General features: G+C 27.8%; 10 protein-coding genes and 1 CRISPR repeat array. Of the genes, 5 read left to right on the forward strand and 5 right to left on the reverse strand.

Annotated elements, in window-relative coordinates:
* Positions 1–9 precede the first annotated feature (9 nt).
* Both ACZ41D_RS06870 and ACZ41D_RS06875 read right to left on the reverse strand, forming a co-directional pair.
* The gene (locus ACZ41D_RS06870) at positions 10–648 is read right to left on the reverse strand and encodes an undecaprenyl diphosphate synthase family protein (protein ID WP_464150694.1); all 639 of its coding nucleotides are present in this window, start codon (positions 646–648) and stop codon (positions 10–12) included.
* A gap of 105 nt (positions 649–753) precedes the next feature.
* Entirely contained in the window at positions 754–1,149 is a 396-nt protein-coding gene (locus tag ACZ41D_RS06875; protein WP_464150695.1) for a PspC domain-containing protein, read from the reverse strand.
* 143 nt (positions 1,150–1,292) lie between these two features.
* Here ACZ41D_RS06875 and ACZ41D_RS06880 point away from each other — a divergent pair, with 143 nt between their 5' ends.
* Positions 1,293–1,727, forward strand: a complete 435-nt coding sequence (locus tag ACZ41D_RS06880; protein WP_464150696.1) for an FHA domain-containing protein — start codon at positions 1,293–1,295, stop codon at positions 1,725–1,727.
* Between the two features lie 2 nt (positions 1,728–1,729).
* The gene (locus tag ACZ41D_RS06885) at positions 1,730–3,001 is read left to right on the forward strand and encodes an FtsW/RodA/SpoVE family cell cycle protein (protein WP_464150697.1); all 1,272 of its coding nucleotides are present in this window, start codon (positions 1,730–1,732) and stop codon (positions 2,999–3,001) included.
* Between the two features lie 471 nt (positions 3,002–3,472).
* On the opposite strand, the gene ACZ41D_RS06890 is transcribed toward ACZ41D_RS06885, so the two are convergent.
* Positions 3,473–4,990, reverse strand: coding sequence for a recombinase family protein (locus tag ACZ41D_RS06890; RefSeq protein ID WP_464150698.1), 1,518 nt, complete (start codon positions 4,988–4,990; stop codon positions 3,473–3,475).
* A gap of 221 nt (positions 4,991–5,211) precedes the next feature.
* On the opposite strand from ACZ41D_RS06890, the gene ACZ41D_RS06895 reads away from it, so the two are divergent.
* Positions 5,212–5,340, forward strand: a complete 129-nt coding sequence (locus ACZ41D_RS06895) for a hypothetical protein (protein ID WP_464150699.1) — start codon at positions 5,212–5,214, stop codon at positions 5,338–5,340.
* A 657-nt stretch (positions 5,341–5,997) separates the two neighbouring features.
* Entirely contained in the window at positions 5,998–6,522 is a 525-nt protein-coding gene (locus tag ACZ41D_RS06900; protein ID WP_464150700.1) for a hypothetical protein, read from the forward strand.
* Positions 6,523–6,959: 437 nt separating this feature from the next.
* Positions 6,960–10,481: a CRISPR direct-repeat array (repeat unit 30 nt; unit sequence GTTATTATTCTACCTATGAGGAATTGAAAC).
* Between the two features lie 29 nt (positions 10,482–10,510).
* Here ACZ41D_RS06900 and ACZ41D_RS06905 read toward each other — a convergent pair.
* Together ACZ41D_RS06905 and ACZ41D_RS06910 are read right to left on the reverse strand one after the other, a co-directional pair.
* A complete protein-coding gene (locus tag ACZ41D_RS06905; protein ID WP_464150701.1) occupies positions 10,511–10,753 on the reverse strand; it encodes a hypothetical protein in 243 nt (80 codons plus the stop codon).
* Between the two features lie 1,390 nt (positions 10,754–12,143).
* On the reverse strand, positions 12,144–13,271 hold the full coding sequence (locus tag ACZ41D_RS06910; protein ID WP_464153127.1) for an ISL3 family transposase: 1,128 nt from the start codon (positions 13,269–13,271) through the stop codon (positions 12,144–12,146).
* A gap of 127 nt (positions 13,272–13,398) precedes the next feature.
* Here ACZ41D_RS06910 and ACZ41D_RS06915 point away from each other — a divergent pair, with 127 nt between their 5' ends.
* Entirely contained in the window at positions 13,399–14,880 is a 1,482-nt protein-coding gene (locus ACZ41D_RS06915; RefSeq protein WP_464150702.1) for an ISLre2 family transposase, read from the forward strand.
* The last annotated feature ends 547 nt before the right edge of the window (positions 14,881–15,427 follow it).

Raw genomic sequence — 15,427 nt, forward strand, 5'->3', positions numbered from 1 at the left:
AATAATCTATTACCCTCCTAGTGTTATATCTTGTATATCATACCATTCTAAAGCTTGATATAAGTGTTCATCTTTATAGTCAGGCCAATAATCTTCAATAACATAAAAATCAGCATATACAGACTGTACTGGTAAAAAGCCACTTAATCTTCTTCTACCTCCCCAACGTATTATAAGGTCTACTCTGGAGATATCTTTTGATTTTATGGAATCATATATTGACTTATTTATTTTTTTTAAAAATAAATCTTTCAAATCCCATTGCCAACCGTAATTTACTAAAAAATTAATTTTAGTTTTGCCATTACCAAATACTTTCCTTGTTGTGTATGGGATTAACTCACGAGGAAACATTTTTGAATCTGTATTTCCTACTACGAGAAGAGACGCATTTTCATTAGAAAGCATTTTTACTGCATCTATACATGCTTGAGTAAATGCTCTTGTCTGTTCAGCCGGCCTTTTTGTATTGTCAACTGTAAAACCATAGTATGTCATTTCCTTTATACCTATTTTTTCACAAAGTTTAAATAGCTTTAATCCAGGAGTAAGACCGTTAGCGTAGCCTTTTTCTTTTGATAATCCATTTTTTAAAGCCCATCTTCTATTGCCATCTGGAATTATTCCTATATGATTTGGTATTCGCATTGTAACACTCCTTAAGTTATCTTTAGTGATATATACACTATTCATTATTACCATATACAAAAAAAATAATCTAATATAAAAAAAGAATCTCAGATTAGAGATTCTTTAATAGTTTTGTCTTTCTTTAATTATTATATATACTCCTAGCAGAACAAATATAGCAGGCCAGAATTTTTTTATATAATACCAATTAAAGTTAAACCAAGGAAATATATTTTTAAGTAAGAGGCTTGCACCTATAATTATTAAAATACTACCAAATAGAATAGCTCTATTTCCAACATTTCTACCTGAAAAATCATTATCACCTGTATATAGGTTTTCTGGAATTATTATAGTACATGTAATATAAACTATTATCGAAGTTATCGGTGAAGGGAGAGAAATTAGTATCCATATTAATCTTATAATAGTAGGATCTATATCAAAATATTCTCCGATTCCTCCACATACTCCACTTAATATTTGATTTGTAGATGAACGATATAATTTTCCTCTCATTTTATGCCCCCTTTACATGATAATAAAAGTTTATTAATATTATATCAAATTAGTATAAAAAAGAAATAAAATAATGTTTGATATAACACATACATTATTTTATGATATTATTTTAAATGAAAAATAAAATAGCAGGTGATAATATGTTCAATGTTGTGTCTGTAGTATTTAAATATATTTTTATTATAATTATGTATTTGTTCATTTACATTATAGTGAAAATGATTTATTTAGATATTAAAAATATGCAATTTTCAGGAGATGAAAAAAGTGCATATTTAAAACTTATTAATAGAAAAGATACATTACCTTTTAAGATAAGAGAGGTATATATGATAGATAAGTTACTTACAATAGGAAGAGCAAGGAATAATAATGTCATAATTAAAGACCCATATGTGTCGAAAGAGCATTCTCGTATTATATTAGATGAAAATAATTATTATATAGAAGATTTAGGAAGTGCAAATGGGACATATATAAATGGTGAAAAAATATTAGATGTTACAGTATTAAGCGATGGCGATAGAATAAGAATTGGCAATATAGAGTTTTTGTTTATACATAAAGAGGTGTAGAAATGAAACTTAAATTTTTTAATCATATTAAACCTCAACATTTATTAGTTTTAATAGATATTATGGGGTTATTACTATTAATTATGTACGAAAGACAAAATGCTAATAAAACTATATTGTTATTTGGATTACTATTGCTATTTACAATATATTTATCAAATATTATATTATTAAAAATTTCTTCAGGAGATCAGTATATTTTTTTGATAACTAGCATGCTTGTTAGCATAGGAGTAATAATGATTTATAGAATAGATCCTATGATGGGTATAAAGCAGATCTTGTGGTTTATTATAGGTATAGTTTTGTTCTTCTTCATATATTTATTTTTTTCAAAAAAAAGTTTATTGTACAAATTTAATAGCTTATATTTTTATTTTACAATGTCTGGCCTCTTGTTTTTAATAACAATAGTATATGGTTCTAAAATAAAGGGATCTGTAAACTGGATTAGATTTAACCATTTTAGTTTTCAACCTTCAGAAATAATTAAGATCTTATTTACTCTTTATTTAGCAAAATACTATTCTGAGGACAAAGATAGACACAATGAGTATTTGTTCAACGAGTATTTGTTCAACTTGAGCTGCTATGTATATTTTGTATTTCTCGTTATACAGAAGGATTTAGGTACAGCTGCTATTTTTTATCTTGTATACATGTCTATTATTTATATATATAGTAAGAACAGAAAAATAGTGTTTTTAAACATTATATTAGGGATTGTCTCTGCATTTACAAGTATTTTTGTATTTGATCATGTACAAAGGAGAATTGAAGCTTGGATAAACCCTTGGGCATCAATAAATGATAAAGGATATCAAATAACTCAATCATTATTTGCTATTTCAGAAGGAGGCTTTTTTGGAGTTGGAGTTGGAAGAGGACATCCAGAATTTATTCCAGAAGTTCATACAGATTTTATTTTTTCTGCAATATGCGAGGAAATGGGCGTATTTGTTGGAATATCGATAATTATCTTATTTTTGATACTTGCTTATAGAGGATTTAAGATAGCTTTAGAGCAAAATATTCTTTTTTATAGAATTATTGCTTTAGCAACAACATTGTTTTTGGGATACCAAGCTTTTATAATAATAGGAGGTACAATAAAAATGATACCATTAACAGGAGTAACATTACCATTTGTTAGTTATGGAGGGAGTTCAATGGTATCCAGCCTTGCGTCATTAGCATTATTACAGACTGCTTCTGAAGATATTGAATTAAGAGAGTGTGAGGATGATGAAGTTAGAGTCAAAGAGGATAATTAGATTATTGATATTCTTAATTATACTATTTATCAGTTTAATAGTATTTTTAAGTATTTTTGAAATATTCTTTTCCAATAAGATAAGATTTAATGAATATAATAAAAGAGTGTTTCTTTCCTTATTATACAATTTTTCAGTTTTTGGGTTTAACTATTTATGCAAATAAAACATAGAAGGCTTGAGATTAATAATGATTTATAAATAGTATGATTTATGCTTCAACCTATGTAATGAATGAATAGAGTAGAAGTTTAAGGGAATAATTTAAGTTTAGCTATTTTTATATTATTTCCTAAATTTATACAGTAGCAGTTTTAATGTTAAATTAATATAATAAATTAACTGGAGAAAAGGGGGTATCATCATGGCTTTTTCAAATAGAGAATTGTTAGCAAGGATAATTAAATGCGAAGCTGGTGGTGAAGGCGATACTGGAATGAAGGTCATATCATACCCCTGCAATATCCTAATCTATATCTTCAAGAAAACATCAAGTTTGAAGCCATTTTTGTCTGCATCTTTATCTTTTGTATAAACAACTTTATCGATGATACTTTTTAAAAATTCATTTTTCTGCTCTGGATTTAGTTCTGAATACAATGTCTTTATAAATTTAATAGAATTATTAATTTCAGGAATTATATTACTTTTCATGTTTTCTCTATTTTGTATTTCTATAATTTTTTTATCTAATTTTTTAATATCATTGTTAACTATAGTAATTTTTTGTGATAAAGTATTCATTCTATTTAAAAACGTATCATTATCATATATGCCTTGCTCTAATAAATCATATAATTTTTCTTTTTGTAGCTTAAGAGTATCAAGTTGTTTATTTTTTGTTTTTATAGCATCCTTTAATACATTAAGTTCTGTATTAGATAGTCTATTGTTATTTTCGTATTCAAAATTGAACTTTATTTTTTCTAATTCTTTTACTGTAATAGATAAAACTCTTTCTTCAACTAAATAGAGATAGCTTGATTTTACACCTCCACAACTTTTATAACACCTAAGAATATTAGGTTTGTTTTTATGTGACCTCATAGTCATTGTAGCACCACAGACTCCACATTTTACAATACCTGCAAGAGGATTTTTAAGTTGCCTATTGGTATGTAAATGTGGTACATATCTTTCTTTAGTTAACTCTTGAGCTTTGTAGAATGTTTTTTCATCGATTATAGGCTTATGTTTTCCCTCAAATATGGTCCAATCTTTTTTATCTCTGAAAGAGCTTGTTCTATTACCATTATCTAAATACTTATATTTACGTTTATTCCAAACGATTTTGCCGATATAAACAGGATTTTGAATTATCTTTCTTATAGTTGTTTTATCCCAATTAGTATTACCATGTTTATTGCATATTTTATTTTCCTTTAAGTAGTTGGCTATTTTAGTATCACCATAGCCTTCATTTACATATAAATCAAATATTAGTTTTACTACATTAGCTTGTTCTTTATTTATAGTCAAAGTTTTGTTTTCAACATCTCTATCATATCCATATGGAGCATAAGGACTGATATAATTTCCTTGTTCTAAACTTTTCATTCTGCCTCGCTGTAATCGTTTCTTGATAATTTTTAATTCTCTTCTGGCCATAAAAGCTTCAAACTCTGAATATTCTTCATCAAATTCATTATCTAAATCATAAATTTTATTTGGTGTAATTATCTTAGTATTATATTCCTTAAATGTTTCAAGAATAAGACCTTGTTCTCTCATATTACCTCTACCAAGTCTATCTATATCCATGACTAACACAGCGTCGTATTTATTATCTTCAACTTCACGTAATAACTCTAGCATCTTTGGCCTTCTAGTGATTGATTCACCTGAAATAATTTCTTCTTTTATATCTAAAATATTGTAATTATACTTTTGTGCATAAGCTAATAAAGTTGTTTTATGCTTGCTCAAAACTTCTTCAACGGATAAATTTTCTTCAGCTCTTGACTTTCTCAAATAAATACATACATTCATTATTTATCACCTAGCCATATAATTTCAATTGAATTATATTGTTTCTATTATAAAAAGAAAAGTCGACAAAATATAGTTCTTTAATTAGTAATTTATTTCTAATAAATTATAATTATTACTATGCTTATAGTTTATCTTGCTAAAACAAAGATAAAATGTTATCTTTTAAAAAAGAATATATATTCGATTTCGCCGCTGAAAGTTTTTTAGGAGGAATATGTATGGACAGCTTAATTCGTTTTTTAAAAGACAAAAGCAATCTTACAGATGATGAAATAGATAAGTACATAGAGATATTAATACAAAAGATTAAGAAGCAAGGGCAGCAAAATATATTTAATAATACATAAAAGACTTTAGGCAAGATATACTTAATGATAGAAATAAAATGTGTTATAAGTAATTATTCTCTGTTATTAAATATCTGGATAGATGATGAAAACAAAGAAGGATTTTTAAATTAAATGTAGAAATATTTTCAAAGTAGGAGTAGAAATGACACTAAAAAATAGTTTGTCGACCCTCTGTGATGCAAAAACCCCTAGGGGTCGACAAATCGAAATTATCTTCAAACCCTGATAAGTACTAGAAGTAATTTTTTAAAATGAAAATCTATAAAAATATAAATGGCTATTTTTACACCAAACTGATGGGTTTTAATCGGACCACAGTGGAATTGAAATTCTTTTTACTAGAAGCAGGAACTCTTCCCCCATTATCGTTTTAATCGGACCACAGTGGAATTTTTCTATTTTTGCGGGATTTTTATTGATAATAACATATTATAATAAAGGTTGATAAAGTAATTGCTACAAAAAAAGAAAAGCTAGATGGTAATCATATGTATGGCTTTATTCGAAGGTAAGATAAAGAATAGTTGACTCTTATTAATTAGTAGGAGCAGTTACTTATTATTTAGATTCTCAAATCGCAACAGAATATTTTGAAGTAACTTTTCAATTTTTTAAGAGGGAATATTACCTTTTTTTTGAAAGGAGAACTAGCTGATGGCGATAAAAAATAGAACGTTGATAATAGTACTTGTTTTAGTAAGTATTTTTTTTCTACTAACAACTATAATGTTATTTAAAGATAATTATGAAGTAAAAAAAGAACTGGGATCATATTATTATCATTCTATGGGATATTTGATGTATGGTATACCAAAGGAGATTATAAATTCTCTAGAAGATGAGAAAAATGATGTGGATTTGTTAATCATAGATACTAATAATTATTATAATTCTCGAAAAAATGTTAAGTACTTGTACTTGTATTTGCCTAAGCTAGAAGATTTCTCATGGGAAGTATATCAAGATTTACTGAGGTTAATTAAGATGAAATCAGACAACGAACCTTTAAAAGAAAGAGAACAATTAAAAAATAAGATAATTGAGGATCTTAGAAAAAGTATGAATGTATTTGAAGATTTAGAAGAAATAATAGGTGGTACTAGTAAACCAAACAAATGGTTTGAGAAACTGAACAAACCAAGTAAAGATATTTTAATGTTATTTGAGAATTATCTATAGAAGCTGATTAAATATACTTTTAATCTTAATAAAAGCCATGATTAGTTTTATGCTAATTTAACTCGTTGTACTATATAAAATAAACACCCAATAATAAAAATACCGTAATGTATAAAATAAGACTGGTTTTAAAAATTTAGAATTAATGTATATATGGATTATATATCCAAATATTTGCTCCTTATAGAGACTTAGCTTTGACCATATTTAGATCAAGCAACTTATAAAATAAGTAAAGTATAAAAATGTCGTCGACCCCCAATAGCGTAAAAACCCTTGGGGATCGACGACATTTTTATATTTTAAAGTAAATTGCCTTAAGATTAAGTGATTACAATAAATATGATCATTTTTTAGATATAAAAGTCAAAGAAAATTATGGTAAAAATAAAATTGACAAAAAATTAAAAACTTGATAAAATCAATGTATGTAATGGGTTATTATTCTACCTATGAGGAATTGAAATTATTGCAAGATGGCACAATCAACAGATCCAGCACAACTGTTATTATTCTACCTATGAGGAATTGAAATGTCAACTTGCAAACAAGATAGAACAAATTGAAGTTGGAGTTATTATTCTACCTATGAGGAATTGAAATAAGAAATTTCCTTTTCATTTGACTATGATACGAAGAGTTATTATTCTACCTATGAGGAATTGAAATCAACGTAGAACCGCCGAAAGAATTGATAGATAAAGGAGTTATTATTCTACCTATGAGGAATTGAAATCCTACATCTGTATTTATAACAACCTCCAATTGCGCAGTTATTATTCTACCTATGAGGAATTGAAATCTCGTTCCATCAGTTCCACTTATGCTCTGCAAAAAAGTTATTATTCTACCTATGAGGAATTGAAATTTCCCAAATGTAATATTTACTGAAAATCCATTTTCCTGTTATTATTCTACCTATGAGGAATTGAAATTAGAAAATTTCTTTCTGTTTCTGCATACCTAAAGCGTTATTATTCTACCTATGAGGAATTGAAATTGTAAATACTCGGGAACTTCTGAAACTTAATAAGACAAGTTATTATTCTACCTATGAGGAATTGAAATCTAGTGAGGATTTGAAAAAAATGATTTCTGAGTTTGAGGGTTATTATTCTACCTATGAGGAATTGAAACAAGTCATCTAATCTTGACTCATACATTAAGTCTTTGATGGTTATTATTCTACCTATGAGGAATTGAAACAGTATAAGATACCAAACGATGTAGAGGAAATCCTTAAGTTATTATTCTACCTATGAGGAATTGAAACCATACTCCCTATAGGGACAAAATTCAAGACTAGAATGTTATTATTCTACCTATGAGGAATTGAAACTAGGTTTGTTTGTAGTTGAAATAGCTATGTATTTTATTGTTATTATTCTACCTATGAGGAATTGAAACTGGAACAATCTCTGTTTTTCGTTCGGCTCATATTTCAGTTATTATTCTACCTATGAGGAATTGAAACGGTTTACAAGCACTTCTTTTTCTATTCTCTCTTTGTGTTATTATTCTACCTATGAGGAATTGAAACTGCAGCATAGAAAAGAAAGGGAACTCCTATATTCTGTTATTATTCTACCTATGAGGAATTGAAACATGGCTATACTGACACAATCACTGTTTTCAGGCTTGGTTATTATTCTACCTATGAGGAATTGAAACTCATCAATGGTTGCATCTGCCACAGTAGTAGTTTGCATGTTATTATTCTACCTATGAGGAATTGAAACTATAATGATTCTGAAATAAAAGTAAAAGCAATAGAAGGGTTATTATTCTACCTATGAGGAATTGAAACAATTTAATTTGCAATTATTTGCGTTAGAAGATTTATTTGTTATTATTCTACCTATGAGGAATTGAAACTGGGAACAGTTTCATAGGAAAAATGGAAAGCCGATAGTTATTATTCTACCTATGAGGAATTGAAACATTCTTTTCTATGCTCATCATTAGAGTAGAGATAAAGTTATTATTCTACCTATGAGGAATTGAAACCTTCTAAGGCTATCTCTGTTCTTTTATGGAGGTCGGAGTTATTATTCTACCTATGAGGAATTGAAACGCAGGAACTAAACAAGCCACACACTCCAACCAGCTAAGTTATTATTCTACCTATGAGGAATTGAAACTAATTGAAAAGAGTTTCTAAACGGGACAAATGGAGGTTATTATTCTACCTATGAGGAATTGAAACTTGTATGTATTGTCAAGAAAATTTATGCTTAAATTGCAAGTTATTATTCTACCTATGAGGAATTGAAACAAGAAGGTGGTAAAAATAAATAATTTTCAAGATAGTTGTTATTATTCTACCTATGAGGAATTGAAACTTTCCTATATACCATGGGGGTCTGCTTTAGAGTATCTTGTTATTATTCTACCTATGAGGAATTGAAACATAATTTTTTAAATTCTGTATTTTACAATAATTTATCGTTATTATTCTACCTATGAGGAATTGAAACTATTCTTTTTTAGTTAGGTTGCACAATGTGCAACCTGTGTTATTATTCTACCTATGAGGAATTGAAACTCAACAAATTGTTTGTAAAGCCTAATTGTTTGTTTTCGTTATTATTCTACCTATGAGGAATTGAAACTGCTGATAGTTCCTATATTTCTACCTTTTGATATATCCCAGTTATTATTCTACCTATGAGGAATTGAAACCTTGATACTGTGTTTTCATTTTGACTATCACTACTACTGTTATTATTCTACCTATGAGGAATTGAAACATACCAGGTACTAAATAATAATCTAGATCTCCAACAAGTTATTATTCTACCTATGAGGAATTGAAACCGTTGTAGAGTATATGTCTTACTGCGTTTTTATCACCGTTATTATTCTACCTATGAGGAATTGAAACACATCTATACATAATCTCTTTTCACTCTCTGATTCAAAAAGTTATTATTCTACCTATGAGGAATTGAAACGTAAACTTGTACCAACTTCAAAAGAAGCAGGTCCAGGTTATTATTCTACCTATGAGGAATTGAAACCTCATCTACTCCACCACCCTAATATTTACTGTTTCAGGGTTATTATTCTACCTATGAGGAATTGAAACTATCCTGTTTCGATATGTTGCATTGTAGCTGTTTTGTAGGTTATTATTCTACCTATGAGGAATTGAAACAATTTCAAAAAGATTTTGCCGAGTATTTAGGACTTAGTGTTATTATTCTACCTATGAGGAATTGAAACTATATAATTTCAAGATTTAGATTAGCAGAAGCATAAGTTATTATTCTACCTATGAGGAATTGAAACTCTAACATAATATCACCTTCAATCCAAATTTAGAGGTTATTATTCTACCTATGAGGAATTGAAACGCAGGATAAATTCTACCAATTTTATTTTTGTTTTTATCGTTATTATTCTACCTATGAGGAATTGAAACTAGCTTTCAGATGTATCAAAAGCTGCTGTCAAACTAAGTTATTATTCTACCTATGAGGAATTGAAACTCTAACATAATATCACCTTCAATCCAAATTTAGAGGTTATTATTCTACCTATGAGGAATTGAAACGCAGGATAAATTCTACCAATTTTATTTTTGTTTTTATCGTTATTATTCTACCTATGAGGAATTGAAACTAGCTTTCAGATGTATCAAAAGCTGCTGTCAAACTAAGTTATTATTCTACCTATGAGGAATTGAAACATATGTATAGGTCATGAAAATGTAACGGTCGCTTTTTGTTATTATTCTACCTATGAGGAATTGAAACTCTTAACTTTATAACCATTTTTATCAGTAGTATATATCGTTATTATTCTACCTATGAGGAATTGAAACCAGGTAGAGCATAAATCTAGTGCTTTCACTTATAACGTTATTATTCTACCTATGAGGAATTGAAACAATAATTTTCTCTTATGTATTTTGCTACATATAATATGTTATTATTCTACCTATGAGGAATTTAAATGGTAATTGAAACTAGATATATTTTTTATTCTAATGTTTTAGATACACCTGGTAAATTCCTTGAATAGTAATAGATTTTCTAATATATACTTTATTTGAAGTAGAGAAAACAGAATAATCTAGATTTTTTATTTCAAGAATAGAAGACACAATAGATAAATGATTTCTTATTGTTTTTGTTGCAGTCATTTCAATTACACCATTTCTTAATACAAAACATATATATGTGTTTTTATTCTTTAAATTAGCTCTACTTGATGAAATTATGAACATTCTGTGTTCTTTAATGCTTGTAATAGAATAATTATAATCAAAATTAATAAACTTATAGTGAAATATAAAAAAAGTCGTCGCCTTCCAATGGTGTAAAAACCTTTGAAGACTAACGACATTTTGTATTTTAATTAAATACTTTAAGTTTGAGCTTCTATAGGGAATATATTTGTTTTTTAGATATGAAATTCTAAGAAAAATATGGTAAAAGTAAAATTGACAAAAGATTAAAAACTTAATAAAATCAATATGTGTAATGAAATTATTATTATACATATGAGGATTTAAATGAGGAGTTGGCACAACGGTGGTAATTATATTTATAATATTAGTAATACTTGCTTTTATTAAATTTCTATATGAAGAAGTTCAAGAAACAGGTGGTTTTAAAAAGTGGGTGAAAGATATAGATAAGAAGTAATTTTTATTTATCCATAATTATTAATATGCTATCTATGAAAATACTGTATATTTGAAAAACAATAATTATTTTATATTTTATTAATAATACTTAGCTGAATGTATAATGAAAATAAAGAAGGATTTTTAAATAAAATGTAGAAATATTTTCAAAGTAGGAGTAGAAATGACACTAAAAAATAGTTTGTCGACCCTCTGTGATGCAAAAACCCCTAGGGGTCGACAAATCGAAATTATCTTCAAACCCTGATAAGTACTAGAAGTAATTTTTTAAAATGAAAATCTATAAAAATATAAATGGCTATTTTTACAGCAAATTGATGGGGTTTTAATCGGACCACGGTGGAATTGAAATTTCCTAAATTAGTAGGTTCAAAACTATTAAATACTACCGTTTTAATCGGACCACGGTGGAATTGAAATACTTTAAGAAATCCCAGAACTCATTTAATACCTTTGTGTTTTAATCGGACCACAGTGGAATTGAAATAATGCTAATCCTTGATAAACATAGACATTTTGTATTTTGAATTAAATTACCATGAGATTAAGCTTTTTCAATGAATATACTTATTAGATATAAAAGCTAAAGAAAAATATTGTAAAATAAAATTGACAACAAGCTAAAAACTTGATAATATCAATACATGTAAAGTATTACTATTCTACCTATAAGGAATTGAAACAAGAATGCGTCTATAGTATTGTGGCTATGGATATCCAGTTATTATTTTACTATGAGGGATTGAAACTAAAATTATATTTTATTTATGATTATTTAAATGAATGAAAAAGTAAAGGCTCTTTGTCAATATTTGGGGTGGGATTTTTTTAAATCACACTCCATTACTATTTTTAGCTCTAATTTTTGCATTTGGTTGAGGAGGATAAAGCTATACGTATTTTTGGGTGCACTTAAATAAACCTAGCTAAAATGTAGGTTTCATATAGGTATTTACTTTTTAGATATTTATCTAGTACAGTGAAGAATCCTATTACGGAACCTATGAAAGTTTTTAAGCCCAAAAGATATTCGTTTCAATACCTTAATCTTATTATTAAAACCTTCAGTTGGACTATTAGTATAACCATATTTAAAAGCATTTTTAATCTCTTTATACCATCTTCTATATGTAGCTGCACATTTTTCAAACTCTGGTATTCCAGAGTTTTCTGCATTTTCAATCCATTGAGCAAATTCTGTACATTGATAAGAATATTTATTGCTTTGACAGATTTCATAAAACCACTCTTTAAGCTTATGGGCAATACGTAAGTCATCATTATATAAAAGCATTAAATCAACAGCTTCTTTATTCTCATTCTTAAGCTTATAGTAACGAGTTAGAATTAATTTTCTGCTTCGCTTATAATATTTTCTAAGGGTGGTAGACATAGATTTCTGAATACGCTTTCTCACATTTTCAATAGCCCAAGTTACATGCCTAATAAAGTGGTATTTATCAATAATAATTTTAGCTTTAGGGAAAAACACTTTGGCTAAGTCAACGTAAGGCTGCCACATGTCACAGACGAAGAACTTTACCTTATTTCTTTCCTTACGAGAAAATCGCCTAAAATAGCTTACAAGGGCACTTTGATACCTATTAGGAATAATATCTAAAACCTTATTTTTTTCCCCATCAACAAGAATACATTGATATTTTCCAGTCTCTGCATTACCTTTAAATTCATCAATACAAAGAACCTTAGGTAATGTAGGAACATCATAATTAACATAATTAAAAATACGAATAACAGTAGAAACAGAAACATTGGCAACTTTAGCTACAGAAGTTAGGCTAGTTAACTTAGTAAGCTCTTGACAAATAAAAAATGCCAACCGGTTAGTCATGCGGTGATAGCGAGGCAGAAAGTCATAAGACTCATAAAATCTCTTTCCACAAGAGCAAACATATCTTCTTTTACGAAGCACAAGGTAGGTGTGCTTAAACTGAAAAGGCAAATCCTTAATTGTTTGTTCTCTATAATCGTGAATTTTAGAAGTTTTAGCACCACAAGCAGGACAAGTATGTTCTTTTGGATCGGTTGTAATATGGATTTTAACAAAAGAATCACCATGTGATATTTTAGTTATTTCTTAGAGTATAATTTTAGTAGGCAAAAACAACAAAAATGAAAAAGATGCCCGAAAGCACCTTTAACATATATGAATCATCCAATATAATAGTAATTAATAAGAAAACTATAAAAGGGATGATTACATGTATAATATAAGTTTAGATGAAAAAGAAATTAATTTCAAGAACTTAGAGAAAATTATATATAAGCTTGTATGCCGACAGGCATGTGAAATGCTCGTAGAGCTATTAGAAAAATTAGATAATAAATTAATGAAAGAAAGAGATAAAGAAGAATATAGAAATAAAGGATTAAAGAAAACTACCATAAAAACAATAATGGGCGAAATTGAATATAAACGTAGAATATATCAATATACTACACAAGAGGGTAAAAGAGGTTACAAATGCCTTTTAGATGAATACTTAAAAATGGAAACCATAGGACATATATCTACAAATCTAGTAGAAAAAATAGTAGATCTAGCAACAGATGAATCATATAGAAAAACAGCAAATAAAATAACAGAAATGACAAACCAAAGTATAAGTCATTCAGCAGCTTGGAACATAATACAAAACTTAGGAGAACAACTAAAACAAAAAGAAAAACACGAAATAAAATTAAACAACGAAGAAAAATTACAAGGCAAAAAAGAAACAAAAATATTGTTTGAAGAAATGGATGGAGTGTGGATAAATATCCAAGGTAAAGATAAAAAGACTAAGGGAAAAGAGAAAAAAGAACTAAAATTAGGAATTTTTTATGAAGGCTGGGAGAAGAAGCATGAGAAAAAAGATAGATATGTACTAAAGAACAAAAAAGCATATGCAAGCTTTGGAAGTAGTAAAGAATTTAGAAAACTAAGACAAGCCAAAATAGCGAAACAATATAATACTGACGAAATAGAAACAAAAATAGTAAATGGAGATGGAGCAAACTGGATAAAAGAAGTTATAAAAGAAGACAATTCACACTTTCAATTAGATCCATTTCATAGAAATCAAGCAGTACTTAAGAACATAGAAGATAAGAAAAAGGCAAAAGAAATAATAAAGAAACTAAGCAATGGTAACATAGAAGAAGGATTAGAAATGATAACAAAACTAATGATAGAAAACAATGATAATCAAAAGAAAATGAAGAAATTACAGGCACTATATAATTACCTAGTAAACAACAAAGAAGGGATAGTGCTCTACAAACTTCGCCCAGACATAAATATGCCGCAACCACCAGAAGGAATTAAATATAGAAATCTAGGAACAATGGAACATAGCATATGTGATATATTAGCACAAAGGATGAAAGGGAATAAAACAAGTTGGTCAATACAAGGAGCCAGTAACTTAGCCAAGATACTAGCAGAAAAAGCAAGCAAAGAATTAGCAACAACAATAAAATCACTACTGAACAAAGAAATAAAAGAAGAAAAGCTTGAAGAAATAATAGAAAAAGTAGGATTAACAGCAGCAGAAGTAAATAAAAAGCCAAAGAAAAGCAAGATATACAAACACAAAAGAGCAAGCATGCCATTTAGTCAATGTTCAGTAACTAACGGAAGAAAAGCCATAAAGGACATGTTAGGTTGCAAATGTGCAAGTCAAATGAACCTAAGTTTTTAATATCTAATATATTATATAACTTAAAAGAATAAGCTAACATACGATACCTATGCTCTAATATAAGCCTAAAAAAATACAACATAATAGAGCATTAATACTGATGAATAAATAGAATTAGACCTAAAAATAGGGCTCTCAGACTTATTGTTATTCTATAATCATAAGTCTAGTATTATAGAATAACAATTTTGAAATCATTGTAAAGTATATGTAAATTTATTTTTAAAATTGTAGAAAGTATAAATAGAATACTCTTGCCCTATCGGGCATAAAAACATAATTAAAACAGCAAAATTGGATGATTAAATTTAAAAATAATAATTTTGCCAACTTTTACTTGACAGTATCTAGTTATTTTAACCCCTTCTAAATTTAATAATTGTGTGATAAAATTAGATTGCACTTGTGAATAAACCTCCTTTGTATGTTGTTTTTTCCAATTAACATTTTAGCAGGTTTATTTCGCAAGTGCATTATATTTTGGGAAAATAAATGTTAGGGCACATCTTTCTCTACCCCAACATTTATTATAGAACCAAAGTAAAAA

It is taken from the genome of Brassicibacter thermophilus, from assembly GCF_055378355.1.

What these genes read in the sequence shown, in the direction of transcription:
- ACZ41D_RS06880 (WP_464150696.1), top strand. Translation starts at nt 1,293, where the DNA reads ATGTTCAATGTTGTGTCTGTAGTATTTAAATATATTTTTATTATAATT.
- ACZ41D_RS06870 (WP_464150694.1), bottom strand. Translation starts at nt 648, where the DNA reads ATGCGAATACCAAATCATATAGGAATAATTCCAGATGGCAATAGAAGA.
- ACZ41D_RS06915 (WP_464150702.1), top strand. Translation starts at nt 13,399, where the DNA reads ATGTATAATATAAGTTTAGATGAAAAAGAAATTAATTTCAAGAACTTA.
- ACZ41D_RS06890 (WP_464150698.1), bottom strand. Translation starts at nt 4,990, where the DNA reads ATGAATGTATGTATTTATTTGAGAAAGTCAAGAGCTGAAGAAAATTTA.
- ACZ41D_RS06900 (WP_464150700.1), top strand. Translation starts at nt 5,998, where the DNA reads ATGGCGATAAAAAATAGAACGTTGATAATAGTACTTGTTTTAGTAAGT.
- ACZ41D_RS06885 (WP_464150697.1), top strand. Translation starts at nt 1,730, where the DNA reads ATGAAACTTAAATTTTTTAATCATATTAAACCTCAACATTTATTAGTT.
- ACZ41D_RS06895 (WP_464150699.1), top strand. Translation starts at nt 5,212, where the DNA reads ATGGACAGCTTAATTCGTTTTTTAAAAGACAAAAGCAATCTTACAGAT.
- ACZ41D_RS06875 (WP_464150695.1), bottom strand. Translation starts at nt 1,149, where the DNA reads ATGAGAGGAAAATTATATCGTTCATCTACAAATCAAATATTAAGTGGA.
- ACZ41D_RS06905 (WP_464150701.1), bottom strand. Translation starts at nt 10,753, where the DNA reads ATGTTCATAATTTCATCAAGTAGAGCTAATTTAAAGAATAAAAACACA.